General features: G+C 45.6%; 15 protein-coding genes. 14 read left to right on the top strand and 1 reads right to left on the bottom strand.

Annotation, left to right across the window (positions count from 1 at the left end; genetic code table 11):
- From KKA81_05160 to KKA81_05130, 7 genes are all read left to right on the top strand, one after another.
- The coding region (locus tag KKA81_05160; GenBank protein ID MBU2650302.1) for a hypothetical protein at positions 1-1,657 on the top strand (1,657 nt) is incomplete at its 5' end.
- Between the two features lie 40 nt (positions 1,658-1,697).
- A complete protein-coding gene (locus KKA81_05155) occupies positions 1,698-2,798 on the top strand; it encodes an ROK family protein (protein MBU2650301.1) in 1,101 nt (366 codons plus the stop codon).
- Between the two features lie 38 nt (positions 2,799-2,836).
- The gene (locus KKA81_05150) at positions 2,837-3,691 is read left to right on the top strand and encodes an MBL fold metallo-hydrolase (protein ID MBU2650300.1); all 855 of its coding nucleotides are present in this window, start codon (positions 2,837-2,839) and stop codon (positions 3,689-3,691) included.
- A complete protein-coding gene (locus KKA81_05145; GenBank protein MBU2650299.1) occupies positions 3,692-6,772 on the top strand; it encodes a histidine kinase in 3,081 nt (1,026 codons plus the stop codon).
- 20 nt (positions 6,773-6,792) lie between these two features.
- Entirely contained in the window at positions 6,793-7,545 is a 753-nt protein-coding gene (locus KKA81_05140) for a LytTR family DNA-binding domain-containing protein (protein ID MBU2650298.1), read from the top strand.
- Positions 7,546-7,699: 154 nt separating this feature from the next.
- Entirely contained in the window at positions 7,700-8,200 is a 501-nt protein-coding gene (locus tag KKA81_05135; GenBank protein MBU2650297.1) for a hypothetical protein, read from the top strand.
- 51 nt (positions 8,201-8,251) lie between these two features.
- Entirely contained in the window at positions 8,252-8,617 is a 366-nt protein-coding gene (locus KKA81_05130) for a LytTR family transcriptional regulator DNA-binding domain-containing protein (protein MBU2650296.1), read from the top strand.
- Positions 8,618-8,653: 36 nt separating this feature from the next.
- On the opposite strand, the gene KKA81_05125 is transcribed toward KKA81_05130, so the two are convergent.
- The gene (locus tag KKA81_05125; protein MBU2650295.1) at positions 8,654-9,664 is read right to left on the bottom strand and encodes a pyruvate carboxyltransferase; all 1,011 of its coding nucleotides are present in this window, start codon (positions 9,662-9,664) and stop codon (positions 8,654-8,656) included.
- 591 nt (positions 9,665-10,255) lie between these two features.
- Between KKA81_05125 and KKA81_05120 the strand changes: the two genes are divergently transcribed.
- The 7 genes from KKA81_05120 to KKA81_05090 all read left to right on the top strand — a co-directional run.
- Positions 10,256-11,863: a methylcrotonoyl-CoA carboxylase gene (locus KKA81_05120; GenBank protein ID MBU2650294.1), complete on the top strand. Its 1,608-nt coding sequence runs from the start codon at positions 10,256-10,258 to the stop codon at positions 11,861-11,863.
- Between the two features lie 39 nt (positions 11,864-11,902).
- On the top strand, positions 11,903-13,003 hold the full coding sequence (locus KKA81_05115) for a hypothetical protein (protein MBU2650293.1): 1,101 nt from the start codon (positions 11,903-11,905) through the stop codon (positions 13,001-13,003).
- A gap of 34 nt (positions 13,004-13,037) precedes the next feature.
- A complete protein-coding gene (locus KKA81_05110) occupies positions 13,038-13,835 on the top strand; it encodes an enoyl-CoA hydratase/isomerase family protein (protein MBU2650292.1) in 798 nt (265 codons plus the stop codon).
- A 113-nt stretch (positions 13,836-13,948) separates the two neighbouring features.
- Positions 13,949-16,123 carry an oxaloacetate decarboxylase gene (locus KKA81_05105; GenBank protein MBU2650291.1) on the top strand — a complete coding sequence of 725 codons (2,175 nt, stop codon included), beginning with the start codon at positions 13,949-13,951 and terminating at the stop codon, positions 16,121-16,123.
- Between the two features lie 18 nt (positions 16,124-16,141).
- Complete coding sequence (locus tag KKA81_05100) at positions 16,142-17,290, top strand: acyl-CoA dehydrogenase family protein (GenBank protein ID MBU2650290.1); 1,149 nt, start codon at positions 16,142-16,144, stop codon at positions 17,288-17,290.
- An 85-nt stretch (positions 17,291-17,375) separates the two neighbouring features.
- Positions 17,376-19,319 (top strand): acetoacetate--CoA ligase, encoded by a 1,944-nt coding sequence (locus tag KKA81_05095; GenBank protein ID MBU2650289.1) that lies wholly within the window; start codon positions 17,376-17,378, stop codon positions 19,317-19,319.
- A gap of 213 nt (positions 19,320-19,532) precedes the next feature.
- Positions 19,533-21,132 (top strand): hypothetical protein (locus tag KKA81_05090; GenBank protein MBU2650288.1); only part of this gene is annotated, 1,600 nt, incomplete at its 3' end.

Below are 21,132 nucleotides of genomic sequence, written 5' to 3'. Positions count from 1 at the left end.
TGCCTTTGTTGATACTATTACACATTACCGGTATTTTTCCGCGTATTACCCGGTTACCAATTACGACCGCAGCATTCTAAGCCAGGATTTCAGCCTGCAGAGCGGGCGTTATGCCGAGATTATTTACGACAAACAACGTTATCATATTTACACCGGCGAGGCCCTTCCCCCGGAATACCTTGAAAAGGCAAAACTCAGGAATACCGCCTATATGGCTTCACTGATGATGGATTCAGAGAAGGAGAGAAGAAGAGCGGAATCAGGACAAGAGATGATGGTAAAAGAAAAGGTTACCCGGAAATTCCATAATGTTTATGAAGGAGATATTATCCGGATGCAGGATGAAAAGATTATCGATGTTGATAACTATGTGTTCGACCGGCAATCGTTCATACAATTGGGCTCAGATTCTGCACAGGTGATAATCAGCGGGGATTCGTCCGGTAAATTCATTCCTCCCAAGAAAAGGAATTACCGCGTAGAATATTTTATCAACGAGATCACAACGCAAATCGATTTTTCCTATCTCAATTCAATGTACCAGCCTTTTGCCGGCGGTGGACAGCCTATTTTTCTTAATCCCGGGTTTAATGCCCTTTTCAAGATCGGATTGACCGACCTTCTTGAAGATTACCGCATAATAGGAGGGGTCAGGCTGAACGTTGACCTGATCAATAATGAGTATGTGGCCAGCTTCAGCAACCTGAAGAAACGTGTCGACAAGGAGATATTCTTTCATCGCGTGACTGTCGAGGATGTAGGTTATTTCTCCATAATCCGCAACCATTCCCATGAGGTATATTATTCTCTAAAATACCCTTTTAGTCCTGTCCTCGCTTTTAAAGCTACAGGGATGTACCGGAACGATGCTGCCGTTTATCTCTCCACAGATCAGTTTAACCTGAAGAGAAAGACGGAATACAGGAATTGGGTAAGCATGAAGGGCCAGCTGATTTTTGACAACACCCGTCAGCTTGGCCTCAATCTCTATCGCGGCACCCGTTCTATGCTTTTTGGGGAATATTACATGCAGGTTGATGAAAGAGGGCAGGATCTGGCTGTACTTGGACTGGATATCCGTAATTATCAAACCATTCACAGGAATATCATCTGGGCAAACCGTTTTGCCGCCAGCACGTCCTTTGGAAACAATAAATTGATTTATTACATGGGAGGAGTTGACAACTGGCTCGTTCCTAAATTTAATAATGAGACGCCCATAGATTACTCACAGCACTATGCCTATCAGACCCTGGCGACCAATATGCGTGGTTTCAAGCAGAATATAAGGAACGGAAATAGTTTTGTGTTGTTCAATACCGAGTTACGTTGGCCCGTTTTTAAGTATTTTATCAATCGTCCCATCAAATCTGATTTCCTGAACAATTTCCAGGTTGTTGGTTTCGGGGATGTAGGGACGGCCTGGACGGGCTGGGACCCTTACTCATCAGAAAACTCTCTTTTTACACGAACCATCTGGAACGGTTCTCTGAATATTACCGTTGAGGAGCAGCGGGATCCTTTTGTGGGCGGTTTTGGTTGCGGGGTGCGGTCGAGGCTGCTCGGGTATTTTCTGCGCGGCGATCTTGCCTGGGGAGTGGAAGATGGCTCCATACGCAAGCCCATCTTTTATGTGTCGCTGAGCCTTGATTTTTAGCCGGTATTTTACTTTTTCCCTACTTTTACCAAAAAACTTTATGGATTATTTCAACGACGAGCGCATTGTTATGACCTTGGATGCGGGAGGCACCAAGCTGTCGTTCAACGCCGTGCAGGCCGGAAAAGAGCTGCTTAAACCCGTGGAAATGCCGGCCGCGGCCGGTAATCTCCATGATTTCCTGAAAAAGATCATCAGGGGCTTTCATGAGGTGGCCGGACAGACATCAGGAAAGCCTTGTGCTATCAGTTTTGCCTTTCCCGGACCGGCAGATTATACCAACGGGATCATAGGAGATTTGCAGAATCTTCCCGTCTTTCGCGGTGGTGTTGCCTTAGGCAGGATGCTTGAGAACGAATTCAGGATGCCGGTGTATATTAACAACGACGGTGATCTTTTTGCTTATGGAGAGGCCATGAGCGGACTGTTGCCTGAGATCAACCGCCTCCTGCGTGAGAATGATAACAGCCGTCAATACCGGAACCTCCTGGGAATAACCCTCGGAACAGGCTTTGGCGGTGGCATAGTGAGGAACGGAGAATTGTTCACCGGCGATAATTCCGCAGCCGGTGAGATCAACCGCCTGCGCAATTGCATATTCCCCCAAACCAGCATTGAAGACAGCGTGACCATCAGGGCCGTCAGGAGAGTCTACGCTGAAAATGCCGGCATTACACAGGATGAATCTCCCGAACCCCGCGAGATATTTGAGATTGCCAGAGGAACGGTGCAGGGCAACAAGGTTGCCGCCCTTAAAGCTTACCAGGATCTGGCTGTGGCCACCGCGGGCGCTCTGGCAGATGCTGTCTCACTCATCGATGGCCTGGTGGTTATCGGTGGCGGACTCAGTGGCGCCGCTTCCCTCTTCCTGGAAGATATCGTTAAAGAAATGAACCGGAAATACCATACCCTGAGCGGAGAAATGATCGATCGCATGGAAGTGCATGCATATAACCTGGAAAGCGGACTGAGCAGCTTCCTGGAAGATACTGCCCTTACTATAGAGGTGCCTTTCAGCGATCAAAAGCTGAAGTATGATCCTGTTAAGAAGATTGGAGTAGGGATCACACGCCTGGGTACCTCCGGCGCTGTCTCTGTTGGGGCATACGCTTATGCGCTCGACCAACTGAACAGAAAGTAGCCTGCGCTTGTTTGTTTAAAGTACCAAGCATCTTAAAAATGAAACTATTTGCAATAGAAACAGGAAACTTTAAACTGGATGGCGGTGCAATGTTCGGTGTAGTTCCCAAAGTGTTGTGGAGCAAATCGTATCCCTCCGATGAGAACAACCTTTGCACCTGGGCCATGCGCAGCCTCCTGGCAGATGACGGCGAGAGGCAAATCCTTATCGATAACGGGATCGGCGATACGCTGGATGAGAAATTTCTTAGACATTTTTACCTTTCCGGTGATGATAACCTGGAAAAATCACTGGCTTCTGCAGGTTATGAATCAAAAGATATCACCGACGTTGTTATCACGCATTTGCATTTTGATCATTGCGGAGGAAACGTGAAGCGGGTGAACGGGGATCTGGTGCCCGCCTTCCCCAATGCCCGTTATTGGGTGAGCCGGGTGCAGTTCGACAATGCCATGAATCCCAACGAAAGAGAAAAGGCATCCTTCCTGGAACACCTGATCCTTCCCGTAAAAGAAAAAGGTCAGTTGCATTTTATTGAGGAGGAAGGAGAACTATTCCCCGGTTTTGCCATAAGGTTTTACCATGGACATACCCTGGGGCAAATAGTTCCTCACATTGATTTCAACGGCCGTACGGTGGTTTATGCCGCAGACCTGTTGCCATCGGCCGCCCATGTCCCAATGTCGTGGGTGATGGCTTACGATATGGAACCTACGGTTACATTACAGGAAAAAGAAATTTTTTTCAGGAATGCGGTGGCAGAGCAATACATTATTTTCCTGGAACATGATATTTACAATGAATGTATTACTTTACAGGATACACCGAGGGGTGTAAGGGTGAAGGAATCGTTTCGGCTGAAAGATCTGACCTGGCAACCGGAAAAATTATAAATGAATTGGCTGAATAGATATTTCTTGGTTATCTTCTTTGTTTTTTATGTCTTCACCGGCATATCGCAGTCGTTGATACATGAGATCCACAGGGATTATTTTACTCGGTTTCTGAACTTTGATGAACTGGTAAAAACCGATCTCAGCCGGATAACCGCCATCACTCAGGATACTTCGGGATATGTCTGGCTGGCTGGCCCTAAAGGATTATATCGTTACGATGGGACAAGGTTGAAATCATATCAACCCGACACCCTTCCCGGATCGCTTCCTTCCCGTTCGGTGCATAGCCTTTTTACGGGAAATGACGGAAAACTTTGGATAGGGACCCACTCCGGATTATGTCGCTACATACCCGGCAACGATCGTTTTGAAACGGTTTTTAGCGCGGATGAACCGGATAGCGTTCACATACGGGCCATCCTGGCCGAAGGGGACAGTATTCTTTGGTTCGAAACCCTGCAGGGATACCTGTACAAAATGGACCAGGAAACGAAGGATATCCTGGGATCCTGGAAACACCAAAACACGAAACAGCCTTATTATCCATATCATACCATTTACCGCTCACGTGATGGAAAGCTTTGGGTAGGAGGAAGAGGAATTGCGATGATGTATCTTGATCAAAAGACCGGTAAATTTGTCACTCTTCCTATAGGACTTCCTGAAAAAAGAATGAAAAGAGAGCAGGATGTTGCTGTTCTCTTCGAAACATCAGAGGATCATTTTCTGGTTGGCGGGCTGGACGGTTTATATTTGTATGATAATGATGAAAGTACTTTCGACAGGATCCATACTACCTCTACCTGGGCAGCCATTACCGATCATCAGGGCAATGTATGGCTGGGGACAGGAAATGGTGCCGGCCGTCTTGACCTGCAAAATGGAGAGCTAACCTTGTTTCTGAACCAGGAAGATGATCCCGGTTCACTAAAGGGAAATAATGTTAATTTCCTGTTTGAAGACAGTTTTGATAATATATGGATAGCAACCGATAAAGGAATTTCGATTTACCGTTCACCGGTGGAAGGTGTGAGTTATATCTTCCATATTCCGGGAATAGAGGATTCTCCGGCATCAAGCGTGATAACAGATCTTGCTCTTGGCCCTGACGGTAGAATATGGATTGGGACCTTCCGGCACGGAGTGGATTTGTATGATCCGGCAACGGGAATATTCCGGCATTTTAATCCGGAGACCCTGCCTGACATGCTCTCAGGAAAAGTGCGCTCTTTGCTGCCTATGAACGATGGTTCTGTTTTTGCCGGCCTATGGGCCGGAATTGGGTTCGGAAGACTTTATCCCAACGGTAAATACAAACATTACCGTTTCGATCCGTTATCATTGAAAATGGATTGGTATAACGATCTGGAATATGCTTCAGGAAAAGATATCTATTTGGGTTTCTGGGGTGCCGATGGACTGACAATATTTGATACGGAAACAGGATTATTCTCTGAAAAGAGCCTGAAAGAGAAGTTTTCCGATCCTTACCTGAGCCGGCTCATAACGTGCCTTTATAAAGACAGTCTGGATAGATTATGGGTTGGAACTACGCATACCGGAATACACAGATATGATCGTTTGAGCGACACAAGCATTTGTTATTTTGAGGAAATACGCGCCGGGGGTGGTTTCCTGGAAAAGGAAGTTTATGACATTACCGGGGATGCTTCAGGAAGAATTTGGGCAGCAGGAAAAAGTGTTTACCTGTATGATAAAGATACAGATGCATTTAAACCTTTTGTAACCTCAGATTCAGAGGCTGTATTTGATATAATTCCGATAGGCGAAACTTCCTTATTGCTGCTAACGGATAAAGGGCTTTTTTCCATTGAAACCGCCAATGCAGGGATGAGAGACCTTAGTCCGTTGGTTAACCTGAGATTCAGCTCAGATGCGGGTTGCGGACTTGAAATTTCCCCGGGAAGGATTATGATTGGCGGAGAAAATGGTTTGGCTTTGCTGGACCCTGGTCGTTTGAATGGCAGATCCAGGACGCCGGAGGCCTTTATTTCCCAGATGGATGTGTTTACTCACGGATTGATTCATAATCCTGTAAAAGATACGGTTATAGAGCTTTCCTATGATGAGAATTTCCTGAATATTTCCATAGGGACCAATGAAGCCGGAAACGGAGGAGTATACCGCTATTCTTTCCTGCTTGAGAATTTTACCCAGGATTGGCAGGAACTCAGTCCGGCCGATATGATAGCAAGGTTTACCAATATTCCCCCGGGATTTTATACATTCAGGTTAAGGGTGGATGATGAAAGGGGGCATCCCTCAATGCAACAGGCTTCTTTTCATTTAATGATCTCTCCGCCTTTCTGGGAAACATGGTGGTTCATCCTTTTGGCTTCTTTGCTGGCTGTTGCCGGTATATATATTTTCGCGCGATGGCGTATGAAAAATATCCGGCTTGCCTTACAAAACCTGGAGATCAAACAAAAACTCCTTCGGCTTCAGATGAATCCTCATTTTATTTTCAACTCATTGTCGGCCATACAGAACTTCATTTACACAAAACAAACACATCTTGCAGGGGATTACCTTTCGGAGTTTGCGCGCCTCATTCGGATGATCCTCGAAAACAGCCGCTATGAGGAGATCAGCCTCGATAAGGAAATTACTTTCATAGAGCTATATCTGAACCTTCAACAACTCAGGTTTGAACAGAAATTCGATTATATCCTGGAAACGGATGAAGACCTTGATTCTGAGAATATCCTGGTTCCACCTATGTTATCGCAGCCTTTCCTGGAAAATGCGATTGAACATGGGTTAAGACATTCGCCGCACAGGGGAAAACTGCTGATAACTTTTCGTTTAAAGGATAAGGGATTGTTGTTTGTACTGGAAGACAACGGAATAGGTCTGGCGGCTTCTGCAGAACTGAATGCCGGAAGAAAGAAAAACCATAAGTCGCTAGCTATAGAAATCAGCCGGCAGCGCCTTGAACAGCTTAAGAAACAATCGGGTATCGATATATCTTTCAGGTTGGAAGAGATTACCGGTGATGACGGTAAGGTAAAAGGAACCCGGGTTTCTTACCTGATTCCTTTGCAAAGAAGAGTTTAATGAGATAATATCAGGAAATCATGAAAATACGCACCGTAATCGTCGACGATGAATTCAATGCCCGCAGGGCATTGGCCAATATGCTGGAGTTTTATTGCAATGAGGTTGAACTGGTGGGCGAAGCCCAATCGGTTGAAGAGGCTCATGCATTGATAGATAAGGAAAAGCCCGATCTGATCTTGCTGGATATCGTTTTGGGCAATGCCACTGGTTTCGATCTGCTGAAGAAACTTCGCAATATGGATTTCAAACTGATCTTTGTAACCGCCCATGATGAATATGCCTTGAGAGCCATCAAGATGAGTGCATTGGATTATCTGCTTAAACCGGTAAAACCCAAGGAACTGATCGGGGCCATCACACGGGTGGCCGAAGCCCTCGAAAAAGAGGATAAGATCAGGATGAAAGTGGAAACCCTTATTACCAACACGAAAGAGCAGGGAGGCGAGAAGAAAATCATCGTCAACACCATGAGCAGCATTTTTGTGCTGGAAGTGAAATCTATCATCCGTTGTGAGTCGGATGAGAACTACACATTTATCTTCCTGGAAAACCAGGACAGGATCATGGTGGCCCGAACCCTTAAAGATTTTGAAGAAATGCTTACCGGGTTCGGTTTCTTCCGGGTACATCAGTCGCACCTTATTAATCTTAACCAGGTGAGCTCATTTGAAAAGGGTTCCGGTGGGCATGTTGTGCTGAAAGACGGACGTAAGATCCCCGTATCAACACGCAGGAAAGAGCAGTTTATGAAAGCTCTTACCAATGTTTGATTTTTTTTCATGCATTTAATCAAATCTCCCCTGCAAATAATAAACACTTCTTCACAACCATCAGTTTCCGGTTGAATTTATTTTCATCAGGCTTTAGTATTGCAGTAAAAATACCCTTACGGGTTGACCTATTGTTTAACTAAATACATCTGAAATGAAAAAGATTTTCGGAATTCTACTGCTCGCTCTTGTTATGATTTTCACTTATTCCTGTGAGGAAGAAAAGGACGATGAAGCCAACAACAACTCCGGTACCACAGGTTGCACGGGGATACTCTCGTCAACTGCATCCGGTTATTTTTCAGCAAACTATTGTTTTGCAACATTGTACAATTATTCGGTGACAGATACAACACTGAATATTACCATTAACGGTACTGTTGATGGGGTGGAAGTTTCGGTAAATATCTCCATTGGAGACTGGGGAAGGCCTAATTTTTCCGGTCCCGGTACATATTACTGCGGAATGGACAATGAAGCCGGGTTTTTTGAGGTGATTTATCATGGCACCAACAATGAGTTTTACAAAAGCACGGCAGGATGGGTTGCAATCGGACAATACAATGCGAATTCCTGCCAGGGGAATTTCAGTGTAACCACCGCAGGCTATTACAACCAAAAGAATGTTACCTATACCGGAACATTTACTTTTTAATTGTGGTTTTATGTGCCGGTGTTTCCCCGGCATTGATATTTAACTGAGGCTATGAGCGATATTTCAGTTATAGAAAGACCCGGTCAAAGAAGAGTGTTGCAGATACAGACCGATGATTCCATTCTGTTGCTGAATGAGGATCATATAGTTTACTGTGGCCGTGTCGATAAAGGAATGGTTTTTCATATGCAGGGAGGGGAAGATATTCCCGCCAACCTCCATTTTCAGCATATGATTGATCTTGCAGGAAGCCATAGATTAATCAGGGTTCACCATTCCTACTTTATCAATGCGGCACATATTTTCTGTTATCATAAAGGGTCTTCAGGATATGTTGAAATGAAAGATAAGAGCAAGGTGCCCGTTGATGATGCCTTTTCGGGGAAACTCATTGGTTTACTTTACCGGAACAGTTAAAACAAAAAGACCTGCCAGATGGCAGGTCTTTTTGTTTTATTTTCTTCCGCTCAACTCTTTAGGGATTCGTCCATTCCGTATGGCCTCGGATCTGAGCCTCCGCCCAACAATTCTTTCCATCATACGGCCTATCTCCAGCACTTTATCAATGTTCACACCAGTGTCAATTCCCATTTCATCCATCATCACTACCATGTCTTCTGTGCTTACCAGCCCGACGATATTCGGGTCTTTGTAATAATATTTTCCTGTACCGCTTACAGGAGTGTCGTCGACAAAGTTGGCAGGTTGTCCGCCGATACCTCCCATCGTCGATTCGTAATTGGTGATCCCTGCCTGAAGCGCTGCCAAAACGTTTGCAAGTCCCCACCCACGCGTAGTATGGAAGTGGGCAATATGCTTCTCAGGCTTTGGGATGGAGTCCAGGAGCATGGAAAAATATTGGTAAACCCGGTCAGGAGAAGCAGAACCGTCGTGATCTGCATGCTCCACATCATCTGCACCAATGTCAAGCCACCTTTTGGTGAATTCAATGGCCTTTTTCATTTCGGTTGGTCCTTCGATCGGACAACCCCAGATCGTGCTGACAGTGCCATTGACCAGTATTCCGGCATCATGGCATTTGGGAATGTATTCCTCGCACATCTTCCAGTATTCATCCAGGGTTAGTCCTGAATTGGTCTTATGATGGGATTCTGAAGTACTGACCATTACCAGGATCCGGTCAGGGCCATATCCTTCCTTTTTTGCCTCAATTGCCCGTTCTATCGCCTTTTCACGGATAGTGATGGCCGTAAGCGTGACATCCTGCAGCAAATGCTTAATTTTCTTACTGTTGTGGAGGGCTTTCATTAATATGTCAGCATCTTTGAACTGTGGCATACCCTTGGGATTCCCAAAGTTTGTAGTCTCAATATGCCGGAATCCCGCCAGGATCAACTGTTCTAGAATCCATAGCTTGGCTTCCGTGGAAATGAATTTTTCTTCATGCTGAAACCCGTCCCTTACCGTAATGTCGCCAATTTTAACTTTTTTAGGATAATTCATAGGCACTTCTTGTTTAATGGTTTGGTTTAAAATATAATGAGTATCGGGAATGATTAATATCAAGATACCTGCTCTATGGTTGCAGGCTGCAGGTTACAGGCTGCAGGTAGTGTGGGTGTGGGTGATGAGTGATGAGTTGTCGCTTGCAACCTGTCGCCTGTAACTTTGTGTTAATGTTTCCAGATACTCATATAAAATATTTTGTCTCTAAAGTAATGCTTTTTTTTAAAATCACAATATGCATTTAGCTAAATATGTCAGTTTTCTGTCGATTTACTAAAAAAATTATATAAACATCTGAATATAATAACAAAAAGATACAGGTTACAGGATGCAGGTTGCAGGTTGCAGGTAGTTTGAGTAAGGGTATGGTGTGATGAGGTGTGACCTGCAACCTGCAACCTGTAGCCTGCAGCCTGAACCCTGCATCCTGCAACCTGACTATTAAATTATTTTCCAGGAAAGGGCAAACATGCTTTTTTAGTTCAAAAAAAATGTCTATCATTGCATGTATGAGGATCAGGTTGCCATATCCCATTCAATCCGCACAACATCCAGTAATCATTTATTCATTAACCAAAACCATCGAACGTGTTTAAGATAGAATCAAAAATTGATGTAAAGTCAAAGGAGTTTCAGGAGAACAAGAAAGCTTTCTCCGAATTGCTGAAGAATTTCAGGAATATTTACCGGGAGGTATCCCGTGGGGGATCTGATGATGCCATTCAAAAGCATAAAGCCAGGGGAAAGCTGCTGGCACGGGAGAGGATCTACAAGCTGATCGACCCGAACACTCCTTTCCTGGAGTTATCTACTCTGGCCTCTTATGATCAGTATGACAACGAGTTTCCTTCAGCCGGGATAGCAACAGGTATCGGTGTGATTCATGGGCGTGAGGCCGTAATTATTGCCAACGATGCCACCGTCAAGGGTGGAACCTATATGCAATGGACCATCCGTAAGCACTTGAGGGCACAGGAAATTGCTATGGAAAATTTGTTGCCCACAGTATATATGGTAGATTCAGGAGGGGCTTTTCTTCCTGAGCAGGACAGGGTTTTTCCTGATAAAAACCATTTTGGGCGTTTCTTTTACAACCAGGCCAGGCTTTCGGCCATGGGTGTGCCACAGATCGCTATCGTAATGGGTTCCTGCACCGCCGGCGGTGCCTATGTGCCGGCCATGAGTGATGAAACCATCATTGTGAGAAATCAGGGAACCATTTTCCTGGGAGGACCTCCACTGGTGAAGGCCGCTACCGGCGAAGAAGTCAGCGCTGAAGAACTGGGTGGTGCCGACGTACATACCTCCATTTCCGGTGTGGCCGACCATTTCGCCGAAAACGATACTCATGCCATACAGATTTGCAGGAATATATTTGAATCGCTTGAACAGAAAGAAAAGCAGTTTATCGACATTGCCCCTGTGGAAGACCCGGCCTATGATCCGGAAGAACTCTATGGCATTGCCCCGGTCGACCTGAAGAAAGCCGTCGACTCCAGGGAGATTATTGCCCGTATCGTGGATGGAAGCAAATTTCATGAATTCAAGGAAAGATATGCTCCTACCATCATTACCGGGTTTGCCCGTGTAATGGGTTTCCCGGTGGGAATCCTGGCCAATAACGGGGTGCTTTTCCCCGAATCGGCCGTAAAGGGTACACACTTCATTGAGTTGTGTACTTCCCGGAAGATCCCGCTGCTCTTCCTGCAAAACATAACAGGTTTTATGGTAGGCAAGGATTTCGAAAGAAGAGGCATAGCCAAAGACGGCGCCAAAATGGTTCATGCCGTTGCCAATGCCGATATCCCAAAGTTCACCATCATTTTCGGCGGTTCTTTCGGGGCCGGAAACTATGGCATGGCCGGCAGGGCTTTCGACCCCCGGCTGCTCTTCATGTGGCCAAATGCCAAGATATCTGTCATGGGCGGGATGCAGGCCGCTAACGTGCTTATTACAGTGAAAAAAGATCAGTACCGCGCCAAAGGCAAAGAAATGCCGGCCGAAGAGATAGAGAAGATGCGGCAGAGCATTGAAGACAAATACGATAAGGAAGGATCGGCTTATTACAGCACCTCCAGGCTGTGGGACGACGGCATCATCGATCCGGTCGATACCCGTAAAATTATTGCCATGGGGATTGCCATGTCGCTGAATAAACCTTTCCCGGAACAGAAATATGGGGTATTCAGGATGTAAACCGTAAAGAATATGCGTTCATCGGGTATCATAATAAACATGATCGTCTTATTGTCTTTATCTTCAGGTTGTATGTCGGGCAATGAAGGTGGCCATGCCAATTCTGGCAACACCAATGGGCCAGGAGCACAATCCCGGGGGGAAACCCTGGTATTGCAGCGCGTCTGGGAACCCCGGGAAAAGGCCTTTTCCCTCCTGATACCCAAAGGATGGTCTTACACCGGCGGGATATACCGCCTGGATCCCACAACCAGCGGCGGTGCAGGGAATGCCATAGAGGCCAAACTTGATTTCAGTGTCATCAGCGACCAGCAAGGCTCGGTCATGATAAGATGGTTGCCGGATATGTATTATTTTGATATGAGCAGATCTCCCGCCGGGCAGATGGGCCTGTTTCCCACAGGAAGCAATTATAACGGGATGACGGTTATACCAAAGATGAACGCTGCCCTGTTCACAGAGAATATCGTTATCCCATACATCCATCCTGGTTTACAGGGAATAAGCATCACCGAAAGAAAGAATGCTCCCGACGTGGCCCGGATGATCATGAACCAGGATAAATACATGATGGCGAATTTTATTTATGATGCAGCCATAACTACACTTACTTACAGGGAGAATGGTATTGAATACCAGGAAAAGATCGTCACTGTTGTGATGGACTTTGGGGACCTGGGAGCCGGATTATGGAAGAACCGGAGCACATTTTATGCAAGGGCACCCAAAGGACAGTTTGAGAATTATGAACCCATTTTCGGAGAGATCATTAATTCGGTAAAAATTAACATGAACTGGCTCATCGGAGAGATACGCGGACAGGTACAGCGTAACCAGATCCACCAGGATGTTTTGAACACGATCCAACGAATGGATCAGGAAATTGCCGAACACCAGAGAAAAACCAATTATGAGATCAATAACGACATGTTCCTAACCCTGACGGAACAGGAAGAGTATGTCAATCCCTACACAAAGGAAGTTGAGGTGGGGTCAAACCAGTGGCAGTACCGCTGGGTGAACCAGGATAATGAAGTTGTTTATTCGAATAATCAGGATTATGATCCCAATATGGATGATCTCATTAATCGCAACGATTATAAACTTACTCCTGTAAGAGAAAGGAAAATAAGTCATTAACCAAAGCTAACAGATCCGATTAATTTAAAGATTTATGAAGGAATTCAATAATATTCAGTTTGAGCTCAGCAACGGGACCGGAACCCTTTGGCTCAACCGCCCTGATGTTCACAACGCCATGAACCAGGAAATGATCAGCGAGATCATTGCCTGTGTGAACGAGGTAAACAGCATGGACGAGGTGCGTATCCTGATCCTTCGCGGTCAGGGAAAATCTTTTTGTGCCGGAGCCGACCTGAATTACATGAAAAGCATCGCCACTTTTGGTTACGAGGAGAATTTTCAGGACAGCATGAAGCTGGCGCAATGCTTCAACACCATTTACCGTTGCCGTAAGCCGACCATCGCTGTGGTTCACGGTGCTGCCATCGGGGGCGCCAACGGGCTACTGGCTGCCTGTGATTTTGTTTATTGCGATGATGAAACGAAATTCGCTTTCAGCGAGGTCAAGCTGGGCATAGCTCCAGCCACCATTTCTCCTTATGTGATACGCAGGATTGGAGAATACGGATGCCGCGACCTGATGCTCACCGGAAGACGATTCCTGGGAAAAGAAGCAGAAAGATACAGGTTGGTCAATGCTTCGCTGCCTGCCGCGGAACTGGAGGAAAAAGTATCCGAAACCGTCAAGTTCCTCATGAGCAGCGGCCCCAAAGCTATGTCGGCAGTAAAGGACCTGCTGTACATGATCACCGAAGAATCAAGCTTCGATGATACCATAGAATACACAGCCAGCCTTATTGCCAAACTGAGAGCCTCAGAGGAAGGACAAGAGGGGATGGCTTCGTTTTTAGAGAAAAGAAAACCTGTCTGGATGGAGGGGGGTAAGTAGTGGATGATGGGGGGCTGGGAGGCTGGGGTGCTGGGGAGCTGGGGAACTGGGGGATGTGTTTGTGGAAGGCTTAAAACTTCTATTTTTTAATTTTAAATTATGAATTCTTAATTATGCAAAAGAAACGTCAGATAAAATTTAGCCTTATTTACCGCGATATGTGGCAGTCGTCGGGTAAGTACGTACCACGCGTTGACCAGCTGAAGCAGATAGCACCTGTGATTGTCGACATGGGTTGTTTTGCCCGTGTGGAAACAAACGGGGGAGCTTTTGAACAGGTAAACCTCCTTTATGGGGAGAACCCAAACAAGGCCGTCAGGGAATGGACCAAACCATTCAACGATGCGGGTATCCAGACACATATGCTGGAAAGGGCCCTCAACGGGATCCGTATGTTCCCGGTGCCGGCCGACGTGAGAAAACTCATGTACAAGGTTAAGGTTGCACAAGGAACCAATATTGCGCGCTCGTTCTGCGGACTGAACGACCACCGCAACCTGGAAGGCTCCATCAAATATGCGAAGGAAGCCGGGATGATTTCACAGGCTGCCCTTTGTATCACACATTCCAAATTGCATACCGTTGATTATTACATGGGAGTGGTTGATAAAGCCGTGGAATATGGAACCGATGAAATATGCCTGAAGGATATGGCCGGCATCGGCCGCCCGGTAATGCTGGGGCAGTTGGTGGATGCTATCAAACGCAAATATCCGCATATCCTGGTGCAGTATCACGGTCATTCAGGACCGGGTTTCTCCGTTGCCAGCATGCTGGAAGTGGCCAAAGCCGGGGCAGATATCCTGGATGTCGCCATGGAACCCCTATCCTGGGGTATGGTGCACCCCGATGTGATCACTATCCGCGAGATGCTGGTAGACGCAGGATTCGATGTCCCGGATATCAATATGATTGCCTACATGGAAGCACGGCATCTGACGCAGACCTTTATCGATGATTTCCTGGGGTATTTTATTAACCCTAAAAACCGCTATATGTCGTCGTTGTTGATCCAGAGCGGATTACCCGGTGGTATGATGGGCAGCCTCATGGCCGACCTGAAAGGAGTGCACGATAGTATCAATTTTTCTTTGAAAGCAAGTGGTCAACGTGAATTGTCGGAGGATGAACTGCTCGTGAAACTCTTCGAGGAAGTGGAATATATATGGCCTATGATGGGATACCCTCCGTTGGTGACTCCTTTTAGCCAATATGTAAAGAATGTAGCTTTATTAAATATCCTGCAGATTGCCAAAGGTGAGGAAAGGTTCTCCATGATGGATGATAATGTCTGGAACATGCTCCTGGGTATGGCCGGACAATTACCCGGACCTATTGATAATACCATTATTGAACTGGCTAAAAAGCAAAAGCGGGAATTTTATGTGGGCAATCCCCAGGATGCATATCCCGACGTCCTGCATAAATACATCAAAGAGATGGAGGAGAAAGGATGGGAGCGCGGACAGGATGACGAGGAACTCTTTGAATTTGCGATGCACGAAACCCAATACCGTGATTATAAATCCGGTATTGCCCGGGAACGATTCCTGGAAGAACTGGAAAAAGCAAAATCGGAAAAGTCAACCCCAAAAACACAAGCAAGCGTGAAAGAAAATAAGCCTTCGAGGCCGTCAAACTTCAGCAAGGATGAGGTCGGCCATTATGTAGCCATGGCAGCTTACCTGATGTATACCTTTAATACCAAATCCTTTGATCCGGTGGGCGGCCTGGCAAACCCGCACGATGTGTGGAATATGATCGGTTACTGGAGGAATATCAACTCCGTGGAAGTGACCTACGAGGGAAAAGTTTATGATATCCTCTTCGACCGCCCGGAGGAAAGCGAATACGATTTCCAGATCAACGGCGACCGTTACCTGTGCCATGTGGAATATGTCGACCGCGGGGAGATCGATTTCTCTATCGATGGGAAAATATTCCAGGCCAAGATACTGAAAGGGGAAGAGAATTTTACCAAGGTGGAGATCAACGGAAAATCATTCCTGATGCATCGCAACGACCTCCTCGATACTGAACTGATGGCTCACAGCGCCGATGAAACGGTTGATGAGAGCAAACACATCGTTTCCCCAATACCTGGTAAGGTGTTTAAGATCAAGGTGAAAGAAGGGGAGGAGATCCGCAAGGGCGATGTGGTGGTGGTCATTGATGCCATGAAAATGGAAAATAATATTGCAACCAAAAGAGATGCCGTGGTGAAAAAGATCCACGTAAAACTCAACGATATGGTTGAGGTGAACAGCATCCTGGTTGAACTCGAATAAACTTTTAATCTGATACATATGGATTTTGAACTGTCTGAGATTCAAAACATGATCCGCGAGACGGTCAGGGATTTTGCGGAAAGGGAGATCCGGCCGGTCGCGAAGGAACTGGATGAAAAAGCGGAGTTTTCCGTTGACCTCACCCGGAAAATGGGTGAACTGGGCCTGTTTGGCATGTACATTCCTGAGAAATACGGTGGGCAGGGTATGGATACCTTGTCGTACATTATTGCCGTGGAAGAGATCGCGCGCGTCGACGGCTCACAGGCCGCTACCCTGGCCGCGCATAACTCTCTGGGTATTTATCCCATCTATGCCTACGGTACCGAAGAGCAAAAGATGAAATACCTTCCTCCCCTCTGTACGGGTGAAGAGCTTTGGGGTTTCGGACTGACAGAACCAACTGCCGGATCCGATTCGAGAGGTAGTAAAACCAAAGCCTACCTGGATGGCAATGAATGGGTGATCAATGGTTCCAAGATTTTTATTACCAACGGCTCTCATGAGATTTCCGTCGGCTCAACCGTGCAGTGTATTACCGAGGATAGTGATGGTAAGAAAGATTTCACCGCCATCATCGTGGAAAAAGGTACACCAGGATTCAAAAGGGTTTCCATGCATGGGAAAATGATGTGGAGGGCATCCGATACTGCAGAATTGTATTTCGACGATTGCCGTGTTCCCAGAGAAAATCTCCTGGGTGAAATTGGCCAGGGCTCAAAAATCATGCTTTCAACCCTCGACGGAGGCCGTCTTTCCATCGCAGCTATCGGCCTCGGTCACGCTCAGGGTGCTTTCGACCTGGCCCTGCAGTACGCCAAAGAAAGAAAACAGTTCGGACAGCCTATCGTGAAGTTCCAGGTGAATGCCTTTAAACTGGCCGATATGGCCACGAAGATAGAACTGGCCAGGAACCTGCTATATAAAGCCTGCTGGCTCAAAGATAATGACAAACCCTTTGGCAAGGAATCGGCCATGGCCAAGCTATATTGTTCCGAAATTGCCCGCGAGGTGGTGGATGAAGCCGTTCAGATCCATGGCGGCTATGGACTGATGAAGGATTATGATATCGAAAGGCTTTACCGCGACCAGCGCCTCCTGCAAATTGGGGAAGGAACATCTGAGATCCAGAGGCTGGTGATTGCAAGGTATATTGGGGCGAAGTAGGGTTTAGGGATGTAACTTGTAACTTGGAACCTGCAACAATAACATAATAGGTATTTTCAAACCCATTAACATCAGTTATCTGAATATGAGTTATAAAATCCTTTGGGAGCCTTTAAGTGAATGGTCTGAAACTTCCAGGATGAACGAATTCCTGCAGTTTGTGAATAATAAATTCGGCACCAACCTGAAGAATTACTTTGACCTGTATGAATGGAGCATTGAGCAAATACCGGATTTCTGGGACTCTTTCGGTGAATACAGCGGTATACGCTTCTCCAGGAAAAGGGACAGGGTGGTGGATGATATTCGGAAGATGCCGGGCGCCAAATGGTTTGAAGGGGCCAGGATGAATTTTGCCGAAAACCTTTTAAGCAGGAAAGATGACAAAACGGCTATCATCTTCCGGGGTGAGGCCGAGTTTGAAAAAAGGATAAGCTATGCGGAGTTATATGATGAGGTAAGGAGGGTTGCAGCGGGATTAAAGGCTCTTGGAGTTCAAAAGGGCGACCGGGTAGCCGGGTTCATCCCCAACATGCCCGAGGCGATCATTGCAATGCTGGCAGCTTCATCCATTGGCGCCATCTGGTCTTCCTCTTCACCCGATTTCGGGATCAAAGGCGTACTCGACCGTTTCAGCCAGATAGAACCCAAAGTTATTTTTGCCGCCGATGGTTATTTTTATAAAGGGAAAAAGTTTGATTCTCAGGAAAAGCTGAAAGGCATCCTCGACCAGCTGCCATCGGTAGAAAAAGTGGTACTGATCGATTATATTGGCCAAAGGGATGTAAATAGTCTGGCCAATGGTATGTTATGGGAGGATCTTGCACAGGAAACCGCTAAAGAATTGACCTTTGAGCAACTTCCGTTCGATCATCCGCTGTACATCATGTATTCTTCAGGAACCACAGGACTTCCCAAAAGCATCGTCCATTCGGCAGGAGGGACGCTTATTCAGCACCTGAAGGAACTGATGCTGCATACAAACCTCCGGGAAGACGATACGATCTTTTATTTCACCACCTGTGGCTGGATGATGTGGAACTGGTTCGTCAGCAGCCTGGCTGTTGGGGCCACCCTGGTTTGTTTCGATGGCAACCCCTTCCATCCGGGACCGGATGCTCTTTTGAAAATGGCTGATGAACTTGATATCACAGTCTTTGGAACCAGTGCCAAATACATAGCATCCCTGGAGAACGAGGGGGTGGATCCATCCGCTATCTCCGCTTTCCCTGCCCTGAAATCCATCCTGTCAACCGGATCCCCGCTGTCGGATGAAAGCTTTGAATACGTTTACAATAAGTGGAAGAAGAACGTACAGCTGTCTTCCATCTCCGGTGGTACAGACATCATCTCATGTTTCATGCTGGGTAATCCCATGCTGCCGGTATACCAGGGCGAGATACAGTGCCGCGGGCTGGGGATGGATGTCGACAGCTTTGATGATTACGGCAAGCCGGTAAGGGAGAAACAGGGAGAGCTGGTTTGTAAGTCGGCATTTCCTTCCATGCCGGTGTATTTCTGGAACGATCCTGATGGAAAAAAATACCATAATGCCTATTTCGATGTATATCCGGGCATATGGCGGCATGGTGATTATATCCGCCTCAGCAACCACGGAGGCATAACCATGTTTGGCCGGTCTGATGCAACATTGAACCCCGGCGGGGTGCGCATCGGGACGGCGGAGATCTACCGGGTGGTGGAAAATATGGAAGAGATAGAGGACTCTGTGGTCATCGGCCAGCCCTGGCACGGGGATGAACGGGTTATCCTGTTTGTGAAAATGAACCCGGGATATGAACTTACCGAAGATTTAAAGAAAAAGATATCTGCCAACATAAGATCCCAGTGCAGCCCGCGCCATGTCCCTGCCCTCATCCTGGAAACCCACGGCGTGCCCTATACCCTCAACGGCAAAAAGGTTGAGATTGCTGTGAAAAAAGCCGTTATGGGAGAAGAGATCAAGAATAAGGATGCGCTTGCCAACCCGCAGTGCCTGGATGAATTCAGGGATATTGACGGGTTGTAATTCTGTATTGTCAATTCTGTATTCTGTATTTACAATAGGATTGGCAATATGCGATTTGATATTGTCAATGCATTGTAAATAGCAAATTCTCAATTGCATATCCGATTGCACATACAGAATACAGAATACAGAATCGACAATTCCCCCCCTTCTTGACTTATCAAAAAACTCTCCATATCTTTATAGCATAGTAAACAACCAAAACCAATCAACATGAAACGAATTACCCCCCCCATTTTTATTTGCGTCATGGTAACATTATTAGGCACTTGCACCTTTAATAAGGTTATGCATTCTCAAACCATTGTGATCGATAGCACATTTACATCCGATGCAATTCTTCATCCCTTCGTCCCGAGCGATACCCTTTACAGCCTAAAAATCAGCGGAAGCGTTCAACTGAATTCGGACACAAGCCTCGTAAGAGTCATAGTCGGAGACGAAGATTCGCTTGAATTTTTGGTGTATGAGTCTTACCCGATGATCTCAAATAATTACAATTTCTCATTCAGTGAAGAAAGTGACGAAACCACATTCCTTGATGAATTTATTCCAGAATACTTAAAAATCTATTTAATCAACTCTGCACTTACTATTAGTAACCTTGGAAGCTTTGGAGTATTTCTGGATGGACTGGACAGTTTACAGAGATCAGCTAAAAGTATATCAGATAGCATAAAAATATATAACATTAATCAATATATACAGGAAAATGGAATGAACTGGATTGCAGGACATACAAATATAAGTAGTTTATTTTATAACACTAAAAAATGCTTATTCAGTCCTAAATATAATTTATTTGGTTTTGATTATTATATTTTGGGTGTGTTTGAAAAATATTCTGACAACTACCCATTGGTTGAAAATACAACACTTGTAAAGGAGTTTTCATGGATAGATCATCATGACGCAAATTCGGAAGGTTCTTTATACTATAATGAAGATCATGGATGGATAACACCTGTACAAAATCAAGATACCTGCAATAGTTGCCAAACTTTTGCAAGTGTAGGATTGTTAGAATCAATGATTAACCTTTACTATAACTATCATGCAGATATTGATCTGTCAGAAGGACAGGTTTATAATTGCAATAGTCCATGTGACTGTAACACTGGGTCTTCACTATTAAGTGTTTTGCAATTCATAAAAAATCATGGCGTGATTAATGAATCATGTTACATCTATGAAAACCATCATTGCGACCCGTGGACCTTTCCTTGGAATCCCCCAAATTGCAATGATTATCCTGATTGTTCTCAGGAAGCTTTCAGGATAATGCCAACAGATTATTTCAACTTACTTGATTTATATGAAGAAATCACTGATGAAAACATTAAAAGATTCCTCATGGATTATGGTCCTTGTACGATTGCAGTTGCTGACTTTTTGGATTTAGGGTCACACGCTATGTTGTTGGTTGGCTTTGAATATGATGAATTAAAGAACAATACTATTTGGGTTATAAAAAACAGTTGGGGTGTTCCACCTCCTTCTGGTTATGGGTTACCCCCAGATGGATATATAAGAATGAAAGCAAATTTGGATGAATTAAGCCACTTTTATGCTTTAGAAACTCCCCTTATTGCTGAGGACGTTATACTAAATCCTAATCCTTTTGATTTGAAGAAGTACGACAAGGATCTTGATGGTTATTATAATTGGGGTATAGGAAACCTTCCCCAGGGGTGGATGCCTCCTTGTAACCCTTCAGCCGACTGGAATGATAATAACAATAGAACAGGCCCTTGCGATGATAACTTTAATGGTCAGTACGTGCAACCGGAAATGGAAGTATACCAATACCACC

The organism is Bacteroidota bacterium (assembly GCA_018831055.1).
Taxonomy (GTDB): Bacteria; Bacteroidota; Bacteroidia; order Bacteroidales; family B18-G4; genus M55B132.
The sequence above is the reverse complement of the archived record's forward strand: the minus strand, read 5'-3'. Positions and strand labels throughout refer to the sequence as shown.

Excerpts from the sequence above, each read along its gene's own strand:
- KKA81_05135 (MBU2650297.1), top strand. The coding sequence starts at position 7,700 with ATGAAAAAGATTTTCGGAATTCTACTGCTCGCTCTTGTTATGATTTTC.
- KKA81_05155 (MBU2650301.1), top strand. The coding sequence starts at position 1,698 with ATGGATTATTTCAACGACGAGCGCATTGTTATGACCTTGGATGCGGGA.
- KKA81_05125 (MBU2650295.1), bottom strand. The coding sequence starts at position 9,664 with ATGAATTATCCTAAAAAAGTTAAAATTGGCGACATTACGGTAAGGGAC.
- KKA81_05150 (MBU2650300.1), top strand. The coding sequence starts at position 2,837 with ATGAAACTATTTGCAATAGAAACAGGAAACTTTAAACTGGATGGCGGT.
- KKA81_05140 (MBU2650298.1), top strand. The coding sequence starts at position 6,793 with ATGAAAATACGCACCGTAATCGTCGACGATGAATTCAATGCCCGCAGG.
- KKA81_05115 (MBU2650293.1), top strand. The coding sequence starts at position 11,903 with ATGATCGTCTTATTGTCTTTATCTTCAGGTTGTATGTCGGGCAATGAA.
- KKA81_05095 (MBU2650289.1), top strand. The coding sequence starts at position 17,376 with ATGAGTTATAAAATCCTTTGGGAGCCTTTAAGTGAATGGTCTGAAACT.
- KKA81_05105 (MBU2650291.1), top strand. The coding sequence starts at position 13,949 with ATGCAAAAGAAACGTCAGATAAAATTTAGCCTTATTTACCGCGATATG.
- KKA81_05130 (MBU2650296.1), top strand. The coding sequence starts at position 8,252 with ATGAGCGATATTTCAGTTATAGAAAGACCCGGTCAAAGAAGAGTGTTG.
- KKA81_05100 (MBU2650290.1), top strand. The coding sequence starts at position 16,142 with ATGGATTTTGAACTGTCTGAGATTCAAAACATGATCCGCGAGACGGTC.
- KKA81_05110 (MBU2650292.1), top strand. The coding sequence starts at position 13,038 with ATGAAGGAATTCAATAATATTCAGTTTGAGCTCAGCAACGGGACCGGA.
- KKA81_05145 (MBU2650299.1), top strand. The coding sequence starts at position 3,692 with ATGAATTGGCTGAATAGATATTTCTTGGTTATCTTCTTTGTTTTTTAT.